Below are 20,622 nucleotides of genomic sequence, written 5' to 3' on the forward strand. Positions count from 1 at the left end.
TTTAAAACACAGGGAAATATTATGAAGCATTGCAACCTAAGGCTAAGTGTTTTGGCCATCACCATTTCAGCCGCACTGACCAGTCAAAGTATCTTGGCCGCAGCAGCGAATGAACAGCTAAACAATGATCCAACATTGGAGCGGATTGAAGTCACCGCTCGAAAATCATTGGAAAGTTTACAATCTGTACCTGTCGCAATCACTTCTATTGGCGCTGAACAATTAGCACAAAATGGCATTAGTGTGATGACAGAAGTTCAACAGTTCTCACCGAATACGACTTTACAGGCCAGTCGTGGTACTAACTCAACCTTAACGGCTTTTATTCGTGGTGTTGGTCAAGATGATCCACTTTGGGGCTATGAACCTGGTGTTGGCATTTATGTTGATGATGTTTATATTGCCCGTCCACAAGGAGCCGTATTAGATATTCTTGATGTTGAACGTATTGAAGTATTACGCGGTCCTCAAGGTAGTTTATATGGTAAAAACACGATTGGTGGTGCGATTAAATATGTCACTAAAAAAATGTCTGGTGATGTAGAACTTGATCTTAAAGGAACCTTTGGTACTTACGATCGTAAAGATTATAAAGTTGCGGGTAAAGTTCCAGTGATAGCTGATAAATTATATCTTGGCTTTGCTTTGGCTGATCTAAAAAGAGGTGGTTATGGGGAGTTTTTACAATCTTCCTTACCGGGTCAAAACTTAGAGAACTACAATAAAGATATTTTTGCTGGTCGACTTACCATTGAGTTCGAACCGACAGAAGATTTATTCTTACGTTTTAATTATGATAAAACCATCGACGACTCAAATGCTAAAGGTGGCTATCGTTTATTGCCAAGCATAGTAACTAATGCGCCAGTACCCAATAGTGTTTATGATTCTTACACCAGTATGCCTACGTGGAATAGTGTTGAGTCAGAAGGCTTTAGCCTAACGGCTGAATATATGATCAATGATACTTGGTCAGTTAAATCAATCACCTCAAGCCGAGATAATTATTCAAAAACAAATATTGATTTTGATAATACCGCCGAACGTATTTTTGATGTACCTGCCATTTATGATGATGAACAATTTACGCAAGAATTTCAACTAAACTATAACTCAGATAATTTAAACTTTGTCTCTGGTCTGTACTACTTTGATGGTGAATCATGTGGCCACTTCGACGCTATTTTAGAGAATTTCGGCAAGTCTTTGGCTTTACCTGGGCTAACTCGAGAAGTAACGGGTTGTAATAACAGTGAAAGCTATGCTGTTTATGCTCAAGGTTCCTTCAATATTACCGATAAATTCTCCATGACCTTAGGTGCGCGTTATACCAAAGAAGAAAAAATAGCTAAGGTTAATAATGGTGTGGTATTTGAAACAGTTTATCCAGAAAGTGGCTGGGTAAACGGTTATGAACGTGGTGATGTTCAATTCCCTGAAGTGCTTAATGATAAAGAAGATTGGTCGCGCTTTACCCCGCGTGTAGGCGCAGAGTATCAATACTCAGACGACATGATGTTTTTTGCCAGTTATTCACAAGGCTTCAAATCAGGTACTTTTAATCCAAGAGCCAGTGGTCCAGAGCCAGCGGTAGATCCAGAAGTGGTAGATTCATTTGAAGTTGGCCTAAAAAGTGAGTGGAATAATAATTTGAGGGTTAATGCGACAGCCTTCTATCTTGATCATAAAGACAGACAATTTGTTACGGTATTACCCACAGCAGACAACAGTGCATTAAGTCAACGTTTAGGCAATATAGGCACCTCGACGGCATCAGGTTTAGAATTAGAAATTGAATATGCCGTAGCAGATAACTTAAATGTTTTTGCCAGTTTAGGCTTGATTGACTCATCTTTTGACGAAGTAACATCATTTGACAATGACGGTAACCAGATAGATATTAGCGATAGCTTCACTATTACGAATACGCCTGAAACTACCGCTAACCTTGGTTTTACTTATAACATCGACACATCGGTTGGTAGTTTTGTTGTTAATAGTAACTACTATTACCGTAGTGAGTATGACTTAAACGTTACCGAAAACTTATTAACTCAAGACGGCTATGGTCTACTTAACTTTGGTGTTAACTGGTATAGCAACAACGGAGATTGGACTGCAGCACTGCATTGGAAAAATATTACCGACAAAGAGTACTTAGTCGGTAACTACGCCTTCTTAGGCGCACAAAATAATGATGGCAGTTATCAACCTGGTTTAGGTGGAGATACGACACTGATTGGTTATTACGGGGATCCTGAAACCCTTGCATTGACCATAGGTTATAGTTTCTAAAAATCATGCTGTTTTCAACGCATAGAAAGCGCTGGTTTTTACTGGCGTTTTTTTTAATAATAAAAAATTAAGCCGTCTGTTAAATTAGTTCCCGCTGAGGGAATAAAGCTAATAGACTTGATAATACGCCCATTATTTTCAGTGTATTGGGCGACCTCCTAGTGTTGTCATCATATAAAAGGCTGCTGTAATGAAGCAAGCAAAAGTAATTATCGCCGACGATCACCCCTTGTTTCGCACCGCATTAAAACAAGCCATAGTCGAATGTATTGAGGATCACGAAAGCTTAGAAGTAGACAACTTTGACGATCTACTCAAAGCGGTTACCCTTAACAACAGCTTAGAAATCGTTTTTCTAGATTTACATATGCCAGGTAATGATGGCTTTACTGGCTTAACACAACTGCAAAACCATTTTCCTGATATTGTGGTGATCATGGTCTCGTCAGACGACAATTCTGAAACCATGCAAAAAGCGATTAACTTTGGCGCAGCGGCATTTATTCCTAAATCGGCTGATTTAGCCACCATAGCACAAGCCATTGATAGCGTTTTAGCCGGGGGGATTTGGTTACCAAAAAATATCGAATTTAATGCCGACCAAAAAATAGATTTAGCACACCAGAAACTGGCCAAACAATTAAGCCAACTTACCCCTCAGCAATACATAGTATTAACTCAAATAGCCGATGGTCAGTTAAATAAGCAAATTGCCTATGATCTCGACATTAAAGAAACTACGGTTAAAAAGCATGTTTCCGCAATATTATTAAAACTAGAAGTGAATAACCGAACATTAGCTGGGCTTGCTTATCAACAATTAATGCTTAGCCCTTCACAGCATTTGAATGTGTCTTAATCTCCCTAAAACAGCGGCAAAGCTTATAAACCTCTCGCGTTTAACAACAAAGTTTTTCTCAAAATTTTCATGCTCTTTCGGCGATTTTTACTGGTTTAAATCTCTGGCGGTGCTAGTGTTAATCTAGATAAAAAAGACAGTACAAGGAAATAATAACACCTGCCGCTTGGCTGTAAATTGAACAGGCTTACAGCCATATTGTAGCCGTGAGCCAAAGTAGAGGTTTAGCCATTTTTATTCGTTACTTAGCGCAAGATAAGCGCTGCAATAAATTCACTGTTAAAAGGATAATGACATGAAAGTAAAATACACAGCGGTAGCCTTACTTATCACCATTTTAAGTGGTTGTGCTACACAAAAACTCATGACTGAGCAGGAAATGTTCGTACAACACCCGACATTGGCTCAGGCTAAAACTAGCATTGAGGCAGCCGAGCGTGAAAACTTAGCACTCTACTCGCCCGTACAGTTGAAAAATGCCGAAAATATTTATCAAAACGCACTTGAACAAGCTCAAAATAGTAGCCCAAAAGTAAATGATAGTGCCAGCGAAGTTATAGCGCGTATTGAAACGGCGAAGAAACAAGCCGTAAAAGCAAAATATGTTTTTGAAGAGGTTTTCAATGCCCGAGACCGAGCGATAAGTGTCAATGCTAGCTCAGCTGCACCCGCTGCTTTTAAAAAAGCTGAAACGGAACTGGCAAAAGTATTAGCCTTACTTGAAGTTGGAGAGGATGAAAAAGCCACACGCGATGTCAATGCCTTGCGCAATCAATATTTAGACATAGAGCTAAATTCGTTAAAGCGTAATATGCTCAGTGTTGCTGAACAAGCGCTAACTAACGCCAAGAAAAATGATCTAGCCGATATAGCACCTAGCACTATGGCGATGGCAGAAGATGAATACCGCCTTGCTTTAGCGACAATAGAAGCCGATCGAACTGATACTCAAAAAGCCAACGTGCATTCTAACCGGGCAATATGGTTGGTACAAAAGGCTAAGGGCATAGTCGATATTGAAACGGCCTTTAAAAATGCCAACTTTGATGCCGAACAAAGAATTCTTTGGTATCAAGATCAACTTAGCCAAGTCGTTAAATCTATTGATACTGATGTTGGCTTCAACCGGCCAAACAAAGAAGTGGTGAATAATCTAAGTGCAGCAGTAGCAAACGTTGTTGAAGAACGTAAAACCTTGTTAACGGGGATGGAATCTGCTGAAACAAAACAAACTCAGTTAGCAAAAGATAAAGCAGAAGCTAAGATGGAATTCGAGCGGGAACAGGCGCAAAAAAGAGCGGATGATGAACGTTTCTCCAGAGTACAGTCAATGTATAACCCTGAAGAGGCTAATGTATATCGTCAGTTAAACAATGTGCTTATTCGCGCCCAAGGCTTTGCCTTTAAATCAGGTAGTAGTGAAATAGAGTCGAGTAATTTTGTTTTACTGAATAAGATTATTGAAGCCATTAAGAACTTCCCTGGTGCTAACATCATGGTTTCAGGACATACCGATAACCTTGGTAGCGAGGAGTTGAATATGGCGCTGTCGCAAGCACGGGCCCAAACGGTTGCTAATTTTATTACCCAAGTGGGCCTTATTCGCAAAGATAAAGTAGATTCTAGTGGCTTTGGTAAAAACAAACCTGTGGCGTCAAATGAAACCGTAGAAGGTCGCGCTGAAAACAGACGAGTAGAGATATTAATCATTAATGATTAATATTAATTAGACCCGCGATAAAAGCCTGCTTAATACAATTAAGTAGGCTTTTCTTATTTGAACACTGATTATTTAAACGCTAGTTATTTAAACGCTAGTTATTTAAACGCTAGTTATTTGAATAATCATAATTATATAAAACATAACATTTAAAATAAATAGTTAATTGAAAGGTTTTTTGTGACTGAGTTCATCTTTTCAACGCAAGCAGAAATATGCTCTTAAAACAAAGTACAGCAAGATGATTAATCTTGATGCCAACTAACTTTGCCCTTTTATTTTTAGGACAAAATATACGCTCAGCAATAGCAGACTTTTTACTCATCAATTTTATCTCTGTAATTAAGATTACCTCGGCGATAAAATCTACATAGTGACTACGTTAACTAGCACAAAGGCTATAAAAACATTATGTAGAAAGCTTGCTTAGTCACAATACAGAATAAGCACAGAATAAGAAAAACAACTCAGCTTATACCAGTAATTGCCGCATCATGCGCTTTAATGCTAATGACTTAACGGGTTTGCGTAAAAACAAAAACTCAGCATCACTGGTATGTTGTCGAACACTTTCTGATGGGTCAGCAGAACAAATTATCACTGGTAGTTGCCATTGTTGTGCTCGCAACATAGCTCGCACTAAATCAACGCCATTGGTGCCATGTTCAAGGTGATAGTCAGCAATAATAATATTAGGGATAATCTCGCCATTGGCTAATGTTTGCTGGCATGACGGTTGATCATAGGCAGTTAACACACAACAACCCCAATCACTAAGCTGTGAGGCCATTGCGGTTAGCATCAGTTGGTCATTATCGATCAACAATACCACCATGTTATTAAAGGATTTTTCGAGTGAACTTTCGGCTATAGCCTCCAAATTTTTATTTAACTTACCTTTATGGTGTATTTTTGCCTTAACGATGGCGGCCTCACTAGCACTGACGCGCGGTATTTCAATACTAAAACACGTACCTTTACCGAGTTGCGATTTAACCGAAATTGACAAACCGAGCAATTTTGCTATGCGCTCTGATATCGCCAAGCCTAAACCTAATCCTGGTATTTCACGGTTTTGCGCTAAACGTTCAAATTCACGAAAGATGGCTTTTTGCTGTGCTAACGCGATCCCTGGGCCGTTATCCCAAACCTCAAGCCTTATCATTGTTTTACTGCGTCGTATCCCTAATAAAATGCGATTTTTAACCCCCGCTTTTACCCCCTGTTTATCATTGCAATAATGTACGGCGTTCGATAAAAAATTTTGTACTATTCGCCTTAGCATGCGTTTGTCAGAATGCACAACACATTGGCTAACTTGATATGAGAAACGTATGCCGGCTTGCGCGGATAAGGCCGCAAATTCATTCTTGAGTGGCTGTAATAAGTCATCAAGGGCGAATTGACTTTTTACTATTTTTTCAGAGCTACTATCTAAGCGAGAAATTTCAACTAAGTCTGACAACAAGGCTTCGACCACGTTCAATGAGTCATCAATATGCTGAGCAAGTGCGGTGAGTTCCTCACCTTGTACTTTGTTTTTTAACATCGAGGTGAATAAAGATAAGGCATTAAAAGGCTGCATAAGGTCGTGACTTGCTGCCGCTAAAAATCGACTTTTACTGCTGTTGGCCGCTTCCGCTTCGGCTTTGGCGTTTTGTAATTCTTGGGTTCGGCTTGCCACACGTTTTTCAAGATTTTCGTTGGCTTTCTGTAAGGACTTTTCAGCTTCTATATGGGCGGTAATATCTGAAAATGTACTGACAAATCCGCCAGCAGGCATCGACTGTCCACGAATTTCTAATACCATGCCATTAGGCATTTTTCGTTGAAAATGATGGCTATCACCTTTTTTCATATGCGCGATACGTTTGGTGATCATCTGCTCATTATTAACACCACCGGCAATAATGCCTCGCGCAATATTAAAATTTAACAAGGTTTCAATCGGTAGGCCGGCTTGAACAAAACCTTCAGGATAATCAAGCAATTGAATATAACGCTGATTCCACGCCACTAATCTCATATCCGCATCAACCACACTGATGCCTTGTTCAATATTTTCAACACCCGACTGTAATAACTCGCGGTTAAAACGAAACAGTTGGTTTGCTTCATCCACAATACTCACCACATCTTCAAAGGGCATTTGTGCTGACCTTGATACCGCTTTCATGACCATACGTGTTGAGGCTGAGCCCAGTACACCAGAAAGTTGCACACGGGTATATTCAACCAGATTTACGGGCTCAGCGTTAGAAGATATTTGATTGGCTTGATTAGTCTTGGCGATCAACTTAAAGGCATCAGCGGCGTTTTTATCGATAAAACGCATTAATAAACTGTAAAGATCTTCTGTACTTAACTTACTCTCAACTTGCTGTTGAGCTTTACTAATGAAAATATCTGCTTGTAATTTTTCACCTAGACTGCGTTGGGTCAATAATGAAACACCGACAAAACAAACAATATTGCTCATTAAGCTATAGAATACGCCATGACTGGTTAAGTCTAAAAAGTTGACGCCAAACAGCGCAGTCGGCTTTAACCAAGCAAGGCCAAAAACGCCATCTTGTACCCACACTAAATTAGGAGCTATGATGGGTAAAAGTAGGGTGAAAAACCACATCAAACTACCAATAATTAAGCCGGTTAATGCGCCTTTAGCATTCGCTTTGCGCCAGTACAAAGCGCCGATAATCGCCGGCGCAAACTGTGATAGCAACACAAAGGATAGTAAGCCAATACTGGCTAAATGACTTTGCTGATTAATACTACGTTCAAAGGCAAAGGCAAGTAACAATATGGTGATAATGGTCAGTCGGCGCTGCTTTAACAACAAGCTAGAAAATTGCGGTGCACCTTCCTTACTGAAATAGTTAAATTTTAAGGTTATTGGCGTTATAACTTCGGTTGAAATCATGGTACTAAGCACAATAGCAGAAACAATCACCATACTGGTTGCTGCTGCTAAACCACCAATATAAACCACAATACCTAACCAAGCTTGCTGAAAAAACATTGGCAAGGTAAGCACATAAGTGTCGGCATCAACACCGCCGCCAGGAAAAGTAATTAAGCCCGCGATTGCTATGGGTAAAACAAAAATGTTAATTAAAATAAAATACAGTGGGAACAACCAACGGGCCGTTTTTAGCTCTTGTGGATGATGGTTTTCTATCATCATCATATGAAATTGCTGTGGTAAAACAAAAATGGTTATTGCGCCCAATATCGCCTGAGTCACCGCAAGATAAACCGAATTACCGTCAGTAAATAAGCCCTGACTTTGTTGCTGAGCAGCTAAGTCGGCAAAACCATCAAAAACAAAAAACGTCGCGAAAATACCCACGGCAGTTAATGCTAATAATTTCACCACTGAGCTAAAGGCAATGGCTAAAACTAAACCTTGATTTTGCTTACTAGCAGCAATTTGCCGAGTACCAAATAAGATACTGAATACAATTAATACGAGGGTAACGACAAAAGCGGTACTAATACCTGATTGAAAAGTGCCGGTGAGTAAATCAAAGCTGGTGCTAATAGCGCGTAATTGCAAGGCTATATAAGGTATGGTGCCAACTAAAGCGATTAGCGCTACACTAATCGCTATTTTAGGCGAACGGTCATAACGAAAGGCAATAAAGTCGGCAATTGAGGTCAGGTTTTGTCGCTTAATAATGTTTAACATTTTCAGCAACATTGGCCAAGCTAATACCAGACAAAGCATGGAGCCAATATAAATCGGTGCAAGCCAAGCGCCAGTGGTGGCGGCTTGACCCACTGTGCCGTAAAAAGCCCATGAGGTGCAGCTAACCGCTAAAGATAAGCTATATACCCACGGCTTGCAGCGCCATTGTTCAGGTGATTGATTTTGGCCTTTATGAGCAACTAAAAACAATAAGCACAAGTAGCCAATAGAAAGAGCGGTGATCAACCACGTATCAATAGATAACCAAGCTAGCAAATTCATTCCTTTGTTTTAACGATTGTATACTCGCATAACCACTTATCTCATCTAGCATATCATGCTCGTTTGTTGATGTTAGTGCACTAAGGTAGTACTTATTTCCCTAACATCCTAGGGTAATCTAACCCTTCATTATTAATCAATTTGAAAGTTATTATAGATGAAAATCACTAACAAATATTTAGTAGAAGCTATTGTTTTCTTTAGTTATGTATTATTTGCCATGGCTTGGGTCGGTGGCACCGCTAGCATGCAAAGCATTATGCTTACACTTGACGTGCATAGCTTAGCGTCAGCAAGTTTTATTAGTGGTGCAGTCACCTTAGCTAAAATTGTTGGTACTTTCATTGCGGCTTGGATAGCGATTAAACTTGGTATTAAATATGCTTTTTTTGTGGCCAGTTTATTAATCACCATCGGCTTATTAACCCCTTACGCACCAAATTATGAATGGCTGTTACTCAGTCGATTTTTAATGGGGCTGGGGGGCGCTTTTATGGTGGTGTATTTTAATCCTATCGTATTACAGTTTTTCAAAGCAGAAGAACGCTCAACCATTAATGGCATTAACGCCGTGGCTTTTAATATGGGTACGGCAATAATTTTGTGGCAAATGCAGAGTATTAATCAACTTACCGGTAGTTGGCAGAATAGTTTAACGCTATTTTCTGTGCTTAGCTTGGCTGTTGCCCTACTTTGGCTGTTGGTTAAATTTGAGCAACCATCAAGAGCTAGCAGAGATCAAAATGCCTTATCAGAAAGTTACACTTACCGCCAAGGCTTAACAGACCGTTTTAATTGGTTATACGGTTTAGCCTATTCAGGCATTTTAGCCTTTTATATTTGTTTGTTCACCTTTTATCCCAAGGCCGGTATTGTGCAAAGTAAATGGGTGATTGGCTTTGGTATTGTCGGTACTATCTTTGGCATTATTTATAGTAAAAAAGTGCCATTACGCTTGCCGGTTATACGTTGGTCGGGCTTAGTGGTTATTATTAGCACCGCCGTATTTTCGTTTAGTGATTTATATTGGCTACAAACCTTTGCGGCTATGGTGTTAGGTTTTTTTATATTTTTGCCCGTCACCGCACTTGTTTCAATTCCACATGAGCTGCCAAAGATGACTTCCGCTCGTATCACCATTATCTTTAGTATGTTTTACTCAATTAGTTACATAATATCGACGATAATTCTCTGGGTATTCGGGCGCTTGGTCGATATTAATCAAGGTGATTACACCGGATCGTTTATTTTAATCACAGTACTGAGTTCAACCTTATTTATAGGTAGTTACTTTTTACCTGAAACCGGCCATAAAACTAAAATACAACAACAAGGAAGTTAATATGCGAGGAAATGTATCGAAAAATTTAATGCCGTTACTTGAGCAAGTTAATATCGCTATTGAGCAAGCTAAAGCAAGTGGTGCAGCATTTGAGCCCGCAGTTATTAGGCAAAATTTGGAGAATTTATCCGCCTATATGATACCAGGTCCTGAACTGGCGCTGATAGAAGACAAAATCATGACGATAAATGAGCATAGTATTGCCGCGCGCATCTATCATCCAAACCCAGAAAAAGCACTACCGGTTTTACTGCACTTTCATGGCGGCGGCCATATGTGCGGTAGCATTAATTTATATGACCCCATTAGTCGTGAACTGGCTATTGCCACCAATGCCATTGTTATTTGCATTGATTATCGCTTAGCACCAGAGCACCCTTACCCTTGTGGTTTAAACGACTGTCAATATTTGTTAGAAAATTACCCCGCGCTACTAAAAGATCACCGCCATAGCGACCAACTCTATATTGCTGGCGATAGTGCCGGTGGCGCAATTTGCACCAGTTTAGTGATGAACAACATTGACCAGCCTAATATCAAGATTGATAAACAGATATTGATCTATCCCAGTGTTGATTACACCATGAGTTGCCCGTCAGTTACCGAAAATGGCCATGGTTTTCTGCTAGAGGCAGATAAAATGTATTGGTACTTTATGCAATATTTCAATCTTAAAAATCAAAATGTTGACGAGAAAATAACTAAGCAAACAAAGGCACTGATAACCAAGGCATCGCCTTTACTTGGCGTGTTTGATCGCCGAATGCCCAAAACCTTAGTCATAACCGCAGGTTGTGACCCCTTGCGAGATGAAGGTATTTTATATGCTGATAAAGCCAAACAAGCGGGCGTAAGTGTTGAACATTATCAATTTGATGAACTGATCCACGCCTATATGTTGCTGTCAAAACTGATACCAGAGCAATACCAGCAAACTTACTTGCTGATTAAACAGTTTATTAATGAGTAAGTCACACTCTCTGTCTTGTTAATAAGTTAATAAGTAATTAAACCTAACTATGCCTTGAATCAAGCAATAACTTTCATGGCATAATTCTGTTATAGATCAGTTCAACGCGGTGAAGTTAGCTGAGCCAATAAAACACTTAATATAAGCTGATTAACTAAAAGCCAGCGACAAAAAAGGCACAATAGCGCTTCACGCTAGATTGTTGTCAGTCGGTATTTACTCCATCCATGGACATTTAATCTCAACAAAAAAATGCTTTATAGCTCAAGATCAAATACCACACTAATTGACGCTGAAAAAACCATACTCTCTTGTAAGTAACGTCCAGGTTTTGCCGAGCTATCAGACATACGAACACTGGTTTTATAACCTTCATTATTAGCACCATACCGCTGCTGAATTTGAGTTGAGTTCGCATTGATACTGTAAATTGCCCCTAAATTTACGCCAAAGGCTTTTGCCAGTGATTGGCCTCTGCTTTTCGCATCTTCAACCGCAAGCGCATTAACTTCTTGCTGTAGTTGCTTTTCGTTGGAAGATTTTAATTCGATATTGCGAATAGCATTAATTTTCACCCTTAAAGCAAAGTCCATAAAGGCATTCAACTTCGCTATATTTTTTAATGTTACTGTTAAGGTTCGCCGGGCAACATAACCTTCAATTTTATCGCGCTCATCACGGTTATAAGCGTAACGCACTTCGGTTGAAATATTTGACGCCGAGACATTTTTTTCATCAACGTCAAAGTCAGTTAATCCGTTCAGTAAATTGTTTACCCGTTCATCGACTTCTTTTTTGGCCGCTAAACTGCTTTTTTGTTCACTTTCAACATGTAGATATACCACAGCAATATCTGGCATCGCCAGCATTTGTGCACTGCCCGTCACGCTAATATGCCGGTTACTGGGTAAACTGGTATTTGAAAAAGCTAAGGTAGAAAAGATAAACAGCACAACACAAATAAATAATTTCATAACATATCCTATTAAAAAGACCTTTATACTTGCACAGTAAACACAAGTTCGGTGACTACGTTTCTAAACTTAAGTTTCTAAATTTACGTTTCTAAATTATTGGTAGTTTCTTGTAACCACACACTATTTTATGACAATATAAATGAACTTTAGCTGAACAAAATAATTTTTGGTTTCATCATGACAAATAAATAATCAATAATTAAAGTCATATTTCACTCGATTTGTTGGGTGAAATCATCTACCGTGCACGTTTTAGCGCCAAAGTAAGTCGTTATTGTAGTAATCTACCGGGCAAAACATGATCGAATCTCTTTTAGAAAATAAATCTTTAGTCACCGCTGTATTAGCTATCGCTATTATTACGGTAAAGTTAGTTATTACACGCTTAATTAAACATCGCGCAAAAAAGAAAAAATTAGATAAACGCTTAAGCGTTAATTTACTGAATAATCTTTTCAATTTTGCACTCATTTGTGTCGTGTTTAATATCTGGTCTGTTGAGATTCAAAAGTTTGCTTTTTCAATTGCTGCATTTGTTGTGGCAATAGTGCTTGTTACACGCGAGTTTATTCAATGCCTTATTGGCTTTATTTATGTGGTATCAAATCGTCCCTTTCGTATTGGTGATTGGATACAAGTGGGTAATTATTGCGGTGAAGTAAACTCTATTGACTGGATCAATTTAACGCTATTAGAAGTTAACATCAGTAATTATCAATTTACCGGTAAAACACTTTACATGCCCAATAATCAATTGGTGACATCGGCAATTAAAAACTTAAATTTCCTTAAACGTTACGCCGTTCATCACTTTACTATTACCCGAGATGGTAGCGTTAACCCATTTGAATTTATTGATGCGCTAAAAATCAAAGCTGACACCTATTGTGCCGACTTTAATGATGTTGCCGTAAGATATAACCAAGTGATTGAAAGTCGATTAGATATAAAAATTGCCGGACCTGATCCTCATATTGAAGTCGCCACGTCAGAGCTTGGTGATACCCAGATTATTTTCACTATTTTTTGCCCAACCGAGCGCGCAATGGAAATTGAAAACAAACTCACCGCTGATTTCATGAACTTTTGGTTTAGTGCAAAAAGTCATAACTAATGACTATGTTTTTAAAAATAAGCGCTAAACGAGAAAGTCAGATCAAGATGTGCTGCGCTATAAAAATCAATACCTTAGCTAGTTCAGCCCTTATAGCGAATTAATATGACTTCTTATTTGCGCGTTAACTGGTTAGACTGACTTGTTTTTCAAATGGGTTGTCTGCATGTTTTTCCGCTTTATCGCGCTTTTTTTTACCTTGTTTTTAACATTAACCTCCTATGCTACTGACCTAAATAGCTTAAATAAAAAGTTATCGGCTAATATCGCCAGCGAATTAAAAAAATTTAGTATTCCAGGCGCAGCGTATGCCATTGTTAAAAACAATCAAGTTTTTGCCATGCAAAGTTTTGGCTATACTGATAAAGCGAAAAGCCAAAAAGTAGATCATAATACGGTGTTTCGCCTAGCCTCAGTATCTAAGCCTTTTGCCGCCACTATTACCGCGATGTTGGCACAAGAGCAGCAGCTAAAATTATCAGACCCAGTTACTAAGTATGTGCCTAACTTTGCTTTAGCCACCAAAGGCGCTGCAGACAATATTCAATTAAAACACCTGCTCAGCCATTCAAGTGGCTTGATGCCAAATTCCTACGATAATTTACTACATGAAAATTGGAGTATGGAAAAAATAATTAGCCGCTTTGATCGTATTACACCGATTTGCCAGCCGGCAAAATGTTACGGCTATCAAAATATTGCCTACGGATTTTTACAACCGGCCATTGAAGCGGTTAGTGCTAAAAGCTACGCCACTTTGCTACAAGAAAGAATTTTTTCGCCCTTAAAAATGGCCAATGCCTCAGTGGGTATTGAGGTGTTTTTACAACAGCAAAACACCGCCAAGCCTCACATTCTCAGAAAACGGATAAAAACAAGCAAAAAAAATAGAGCAGGCAGAAATATCACACGCTATATTTGGCGTACAGTAGATGTTGAGCCTGACTATTATAAAGTGGCTCCCGCTGCAGGTATTAACGCCAGTATTGCTGACTTATCAAAGTGGTTAATTGCCAATTTAGGTCATAACCCTGAAACACTTTCTCCTGCACTACTGGCTGAACTTACTACACCACGTATTAAAACAAAAAAAGATTTGCGCCGCCGATATTGGCGTAAGCATTTAACTGATGCCCACTACGGATACGGCTGGCGTATTTATCAATTTGACGGTCATCCTATTATTTATCATTCTGGCTGGGTTGCTGGCTTTCGGGCCGATATTGGTTACTCGCCAGAGTTAGACATCGGCTTTGCGATTTTAATTAATGCAGAGTCAAATGTGATTAACAAAATATCGAGCAAATTTTGGTCACAAGCCCATCAATTACTTGTCAACAATGATAAAAATAAATCTTAACGTCTTACTCAGGAAGTAGCAGAATTGCGCTTTGTTGTTTGCAACTAGCTCGCTTTTAAATAATGACTTAATCTAATGCCATTTAAGTAAGTAACAAGCACTGAATTAAACTTTATCTCCAGTAAACTTCAATAGCTGAAAATAACCAAAACAGCGTCAATATACAGTTTTAATAGACTGCTTTAATAACAGAGACACTTTGCTGAAAAATCAAACATACCCGTTGCACTTTAAGGGGTTTATCAATCAAAAACCACACAACAAAACTTATACTAAGCACTTAAAGCCCCTGACATTTTTATTATTTTGCTGACTTTACCGCTCTGGTTACCGTTTAGCTTTTAGTTATTACGCCAAGTTATTAAAAGTCTAATTAATAGCGAAACAAAGACTAAACAGGCAACAAAATTAGGGGCTGCAAAGGGTGTTTTTACACTATATCAGTTTGCATTGCCGCGTTTGTTCGACTATTTTTACTTAATTAATGTAGCGAAGTAAGTCATATTTTTTTTGAAATCTGATTCATAACAAGCCTTGAAAGGTACTGTTAAAAGATCCCTGAAAGGTATTGTTAAAAGGTCTTGTTGAGCGTATTAATGCTAAATTAACCTCAGTATTGAATCAGACAAGAAAGACTGGTTGTTAGCCTACCGTATTTGTACCTAGTACATTATCGGGTAGTTGTTCATTGTTTATCACCGCCACGATAATTACTTTTACACAATCAGTGTCTAAGAGGAAGGATCATGGAAACAATGAGTGTTAATGGAAAATTAATTCCTACCAACGATAATGAAAGTATCACTGACCAATATCTAGGTCATTTTCTAAAAATCAGCTATAGCCAAGAAATTTCTGGCCACCCAGTATTTAGTAAGGACAGGGTAGATGTCGAGCTAGACGGTATTTTTAGATTTTATTTACCGCTCAAAAACCTAGTGATTAATGAAGCCGTTAAAATAGCCATTTTTGCACCTGATGGCGAAATGCTAGGCCAACAAAATTATAGTTACACCAGCTTAAAACCAAGCAATGTCCCTATTAATGTTGTTGATGAAAGTCCAGTCTTCAACATCAAAATCAATCCTAAAGTTATTGCTTTTAATATTGAGTCACCGGTAGAGAAAGCCATAAAAAAAATTACCGGTAAAGTCATTGATAGCACAGCGGAGCAGGCAACAGGCGGTTTACAAGTTGTGATTATGGTCAGTGATGACCCTGTTGCTTTGCTTGATAGTAGTAGTTTTCATGCGGTGTTTTCTGCTACCACTGATAACCAAGGCTACTTTTATGGTCAAGTGCCAAATAAAAGCATTCAGCAAGCTTTCGGTGTTATTGCCGGTAATTTAACTCAGCCTATTGTCATTGGATTAGACGACAATAGGCTACCCAAAAATATTTTATTAGTCTCTGATTTATCAGCTTTAGAGCCAGACAATGACTGCGCCTGTAATGAAGCTGTACCCCTTTTACCCGACAGTGATGACCTAGTCAATTCAGGCGCTTTTTCTCAAGACATAGGCGGCAAATGTGTTGACTTTACCGTGCCTAATAGAACATTAGAAGAGACTAGCTTTTATCATACCGTTAGAACAACAGAGCCTGAAATTAGAGGTTTTACTATCACAGTCAAAGACAGCAAAAAATTTAAATTTGAATTATTTGAAATATCAAAAAATATTTTTACTACCATCAATAAATTAAATGATTCGTTTTCTTCATTATCAATGCAGCCGTTAGTTATAGAAGAAGTTGCGATGAAAGATGACACCGTAAATATGACAAGAGTTATGGCATCGCGGCTAGGTGAAAAAACAGCCCCTGCCCTGCCAAATTATATGCTAAAAATGAACTTTGCTGATACGCAACAATTAAAAATTCACACTCATGACTTACAGAGCATTAATAAAAACTTAGTATTTTCAGATCTTTTAAGCATTCTTAAACAACAAGAGCAACGCAGAAAAAAACTATCGAGTTTACAACATAAACTTGCCGCTGCTTATTGTGGAAAAAATGGCGTGGAAAGTGCCAAAACCTTTTGTGAAACCCTGACAGCAAAAGACACTTTAAATCGCGAAGAAGTTCGAGCATTATTAGGCCATATTGAAAAGAACCTCGGTTTGTTAGCGCTTTCACCTGCCAATAAAAAACACTTTACTAAAGCTATTTTAGAGCTTGAAAAGCTTGTTAATAACACACAAGTAACGGCACAAATGTTAAACAACGCCATTAAAGTGGTCGAGCAAACAATCCTGTTAATCGATGATGTACCAAATTCAGTTAACCAAGAAAGAATGTTAGGTGACTTAAGGCGCTTAATGATCGAGCTTGCCAATGCCAGTGAGACAACTCAACTAGGGTTTGAGCCTTGCCCTACTGCAACTAAACCAACCACTATGGGTATTATGTGTTTAACCATAGAGTTTGAAAAAATAAAAACCACATTAAAAAACAGTGTGTTACTTTCCTTACCTGAAATAACCATGATTCGCGAATATTACCTTATATTTCAAGATAGCATCACCGCCTTTATTGACTTATTGGACGAGTATTATAACTTCTACCGTAATGGCAGCACTTTTGTGAACGAGCTAGTCGATGATTACTTTTACCGCCATTATGATGAAATAAGAAGTCGATTATTGGGTTTAATGAAACAAATTAGTTCGGGCATTAGCCAAATTGAAAACATTGAACAGGCTTATATTGTCAACCATCCCGGTCGAGTTAATTTAACGGTAGAAAGTAGTATTAATTGGGATGAAAACATTACTATTCATGAAAATACCACTATAGCCAATGGCCATATTTTACATATAAAACAAATTTGGAAAGCGGCGGGGTTTTCTTTAGGCGATTGCTTATATAGCATGCCACTAGCGCCATGTCAGGAGAAACAAATTGCCATAGTCGATTGGGATCGAAAGGAAACCTCCGCCCGCACCGAAGCTCAAATTGTGAGTGAAGAAATAACCGCAGATATTATTCGCGATCGAGATATTACCGAAATTATGCATTCATCGCTAAATGAGTCACTTGTCGCAAACTCGAGTAATAGTACCAGCTCAACCAGCGCAGGCATTGGTGGTGGTATTGGTGGTTTTATTGCGCCTGTAGTGTTTGGTGTCGCCGGTGGTATCTCGCATTCTGGCGCTTCTTCAAAATCAAACGCATCACAAAATTCAGCACGAAATGTTTCTGGTAGTGCTTTAAACCGATTAAAAGATTCCACCTCACAATCAGCTTCTAGCGTGCGAAGCCAACGCAGTACAGTGGTACAAACAATAGGTCAAAATGAATCGGTTAATGTACAAACTGAAGTAATTAAAAATAACAATCACTGTCATGCAGTCACCATCGAATATTTTGAGGTTTTAAAGCATTATGCCATTGAACAAAAATTAGTTGATGTTCAAGAATGTCTTTATGTCCCTCTACCCATGAGCCTTTTCGATAATCAAAAAGTATTACGCTGGAGAAACACCTTAAAAAGAGCGGTTTACGGTAAAACCTTACATAGAGGCTTTAGCGCTATAGAACGTATTGAAGATGAATATATTAATGCTGATTTACCTGATGGGCGCTACGTTGATGAAGTAATTCAAAACTTCTCCGGTTACTTTACTTTGTCATTTGAATTAGCCCGTCCCTTTATCAGAATAATAGAAGAAGCGACGAAAACTGAAGAGTATGATCTGTTGATATTATTCCCTTGGTTTCCTGGTCGCATGGTACTAAATTTAGAGCGAGAAGTTCCCTTAACTGAAGCTGAAAAAGACACCATTTTTGAGCAGGAATACGCACCAAAAATTATAAAAAAATTCATTGATACACTGCAATTTGACGCCATTGCTGATGATGGCAGTGAGCTGCAACTCGATTTAGATATGACAATTTTATCGAATTATCGCAAAGGTGCCCCCTTAAAAGTCAATATTGCCAGTAAGTCTATTCCGACAATTACGCGGGCACAAATCAATCACTTAAGGTTACGGGCCAATACTAATGTAAATTCATCATCTAAGATTATTCTTCGCTCGCTTTATTTACATTATAAAACAAAATATTTAAGTGAATATATTGTTCGCAATCATAGGGTTAATAACGACATCATTAATTCAATGCAGATACAGAACTTGTTTGACATTATTACCGTAACTGATGCAGCCTTAATGTATGTTCCTGCTAATACTAATGAATTACGTAATCCTAAAAAAGAAGACAAAGCGGCTGCTTCAGCATTAATTAGCTTTCTCAATGAACATTTAGAGATGGCACATAAGGTGATTTGGTCAAGTATGGATGCAAGCCGTTTATTTGGCTTACTAGATGGTTTTATTGCTCCCTACAGTGGTGGTAAAAGTGTCGCGAGTGTGGTTGAGAATAAAATCATGGGTATTGTCGGTAATAATTTAGTGTTAAAAGTTGTGCCTGGTGAGCGTTTAGACCCGACCTTTAGGGGCGTTGACGACTTACTGGCCTATTATCAACCCACCACGGCACCCGATCCCTTTAGAGTCAGTGTGCCAACAAAAGGCGTGTATGCTGAGTCGGTAATGGGTCAGTGTAATAGCTGTGAAAAAATTGATGAATCACGCCATTGGCGCTTTAATGATGAACCTTGTGGCACAACACCCACAGCAATTAATCCTATTGATACCGGAAGTCGACGCAGTGACCCAGGTAATTTACAAGCAAAAGATTTCCCCGCCAGTATCATCAATATGCAAAATGCACCCACAGCGCCAGATCCTACCAGCTTGGGCAGTGCTTTTGAGCTATTGTCAAAAGCTGATGTCTTTAAAGATATTACTGGCCTAACAGGCACACAACAAAACGCACTAGCGGCGCTGCAAACCACCTCAAAAAGTGTGACTGATTTAGCCAGTATTTCAAAAGACTTTGCCGGTTTATCAGTCATGGCGAATCAGAAAAAAGATGGTGCTAAATTAATTGAACAAATTAAGAAGCTTAACAAGGATGGTTATTTAACCGATGACGAAACTCACGACCAGATCACCAAGGTGCTTGATTCATTTACTGACGCAGCTAAAAGTGTCACTAAAAAAGAAGACGACCCGATTACGACCAAAGAAATTGAAGAAGTCGCGAAAGCGTCTGATGCCAATAAAGTTGATGTCGAGGTTGATAAAAAATCGGGTAAAATTAAAACAAAATCTAATCGGAGTAAACCAAGAGTTAGTGCAGCCGAACAACAAAAAGTTGTGATAGGTTTTAATCTTTCTGATGATAGTTCCCTACCAATGAATGGTTTATTAAGAGCTGACATCCTATTATTACTACCTGATGCAGAACCAGTATTAATAGGTGATTTAATTGTCGATGCTGGTTTAACCAGCGTGACAGCAGAAATGCCAGTGAAGTCAGGCGTTAAAGGTCAGTTACATGTGAAGTTTTTCTCCGCATTTAATCCTTATCAAGCCGCTAATACGTCGGCAGATATTGACTTAAACAACCCATTTAAAGGCAGTGTTAGCTTTACTATTACTAACGATGGCCAAGCGCTAGTATTTAATATCGTTCCTAAATCGATAGAATACACCATTATTTCATCGAGCAAGCAAGCGGCAATTCAAGCGGTAAGTAATAGTGAAAAAGTCACTAAAGGCGGAAAAATATATGCCGAAGCAGAAGGCAGTATACCTTTTATTTCTACGGTAAAAGCCGGTGTTGAAGTCAGTGGTAGTTTAGAAAATGATACCACCATCGTTGATACTAATATGGTTGAAGGTGAATTAGGCATTTCCTTTAAAATGCGACTACCTACAGGGGGGTTAATCATTACCAAAGGTTAAGGCAGTAAACGCAAAGTAAGACAAAGAAAGACAAACTGCCCGTGTAATGCTGGCAGTTTAATCAATTACAGCAAGGCCTGGTTAGCCAATAGTTTAGGGTAGCTAAGCCTGTTCTGCTAATAATAAAGGCTCAAGTAGATTGTAAGTGACGAGCAAGTGATTTTATTAAACCTAAAATAATGGCTTTAGTGCC

General features: G+C 38.7%; 10 protein-coding genes. 8 read left to right on the forward strand and 2 right to left on the reverse strand.

Annotation, left to right across the window (positions count from 1 at the left end; genetic code table 11):
• Nucleotides 1–21 precede the first annotated feature (21 nt).
• The 3 genes from H4J41_RS05055 (at nucleotide 22) to H4J41_RS05065 (ending at nucleotide 4,874) form a co-directional block, all read left to right on the forward strand.
• Entirely contained in the window at nucleotides 22–2,295 is a 2,274-nt protein-coding gene (locus H4J41_RS05055) for a TonB-dependent receptor (protein ID WP_182136132.1), read from the forward strand.
• Between the two features lie 190 nt (nucleotides 2,296–2,485).
• Nucleotides 2,486–3,154: a response regulator transcription factor gene (locus H4J41_RS05060; protein ID WP_182136133.1), complete on the forward strand. Its 669-nt coding sequence runs from the start codon at nucleotides 2,486–2,488 to the stop codon at nucleotides 3,152–3,154.
• Nucleotides 3,155–3,449: 295 nt separating this feature from the next.
• Complete coding sequence (locus tag H4J41_RS05065; RefSeq protein WP_182136134.1) at nucleotides 3,450–4,874, forward strand: OmpA family protein; 1,425 nt, start codon at nucleotides 3,450–3,452, stop codon at nucleotides 4,872–4,874.
• Between the two features lie 472 nt (nucleotides 4,875–5,346).
• Here the strand turns inward: H4J41_RS05065 and H4J41_RS05070 are convergent, their stop codons facing one another.
• Nucleotides 5,347–8,847: a PAS-domain containing protein gene (locus H4J41_RS05070; protein ID WP_404842463.1), complete on the reverse strand. Its 3,501-nt coding sequence runs from the start codon at nucleotides 8,845–8,847 to the stop codon at nucleotides 5,347–5,349.
• Between the two features lie 157 nt (nucleotides 8,848–9,004).
• Here H4J41_RS05070 and H4J41_RS05075 point away from each other — a divergent pair, with 157 nt between their 5' ends.
• A complete protein-coding gene (locus H4J41_RS05075; protein ID WP_182136136.1) occupies nucleotides 9,005–10,189 on the forward strand; it encodes an MFS transporter in 1,185 nt (394 codons plus the stop codon).
• A 1-nt stretch (nucleotide 10,190) separates the two neighbouring features.
• A complete protein-coding gene (locus tag H4J41_RS05080; protein ID WP_182136137.1) occupies nucleotides 10,191–11,159 on the forward strand; it encodes an alpha/beta hydrolase in 969 nt (322 codons plus the stop codon).
• A 257-nt stretch (nucleotides 11,160–11,416) separates the two neighbouring features.
• Here the strand turns inward: H4J41_RS05080 and H4J41_RS05085 are convergent, their stop codons facing one another.
• Nucleotides 11,417–12,133: an SIMPL domain-containing protein gene (locus tag H4J41_RS05085; RefSeq protein ID WP_182136138.1), complete on the reverse strand. Its 717-nt coding sequence runs from the start codon at nucleotides 12,131–12,133 to the stop codon at nucleotides 11,417–11,419.
• 301 nt (nucleotides 12,134–12,434) lie between these two features.
• On the opposite strand from H4J41_RS05085, the gene H4J41_RS05090 reads away from it, so the two are divergent.
• From H4J41_RS05090 to H4J41_RS05100, 3 genes are all read left to right on the forward strand, one after another.
• Nucleotides 12,435–13,250 (forward strand): mechanosensitive ion channel family protein, encoded by an 816-nt coding sequence (locus H4J41_RS05090; protein WP_182136139.1) that lies wholly within the window; start codon nucleotides 12,435–12,437, stop codon nucleotides 13,248–13,250.
• Between the two features lie 166 nt (nucleotides 13,251–13,416).
• Nucleotides 13,417–14,610: a serine hydrolase gene (locus H4J41_RS05095; protein ID WP_182136140.1), complete on the forward strand. Its 1,194-nt coding sequence runs from the start codon at nucleotides 13,417–13,419 to the stop codon at nucleotides 14,608–14,610.
• Between the two features lie 746 nt (nucleotides 14,611–15,356).
• On the forward strand, nucleotides 15,357–20,429 hold the full coding sequence (locus H4J41_RS05100; protein WP_182136141.1) for a hypothetical protein: 5,073 nt from the start codon (nucleotides 15,357–15,359) through the stop codon (nucleotides 20,427–20,429).
• Nucleotides 20,430–20,622 lie beyond the last annotated feature (193 nt).

Source organism: Colwellia sp. MB3u-45 (genome assembly GCF_014077005.1).
Lineage (GTDB): Bacteria > Pseudomonadota > Gammaproteobacteria > Enterobacterales > Alteromonadaceae > Cognaticolwellia.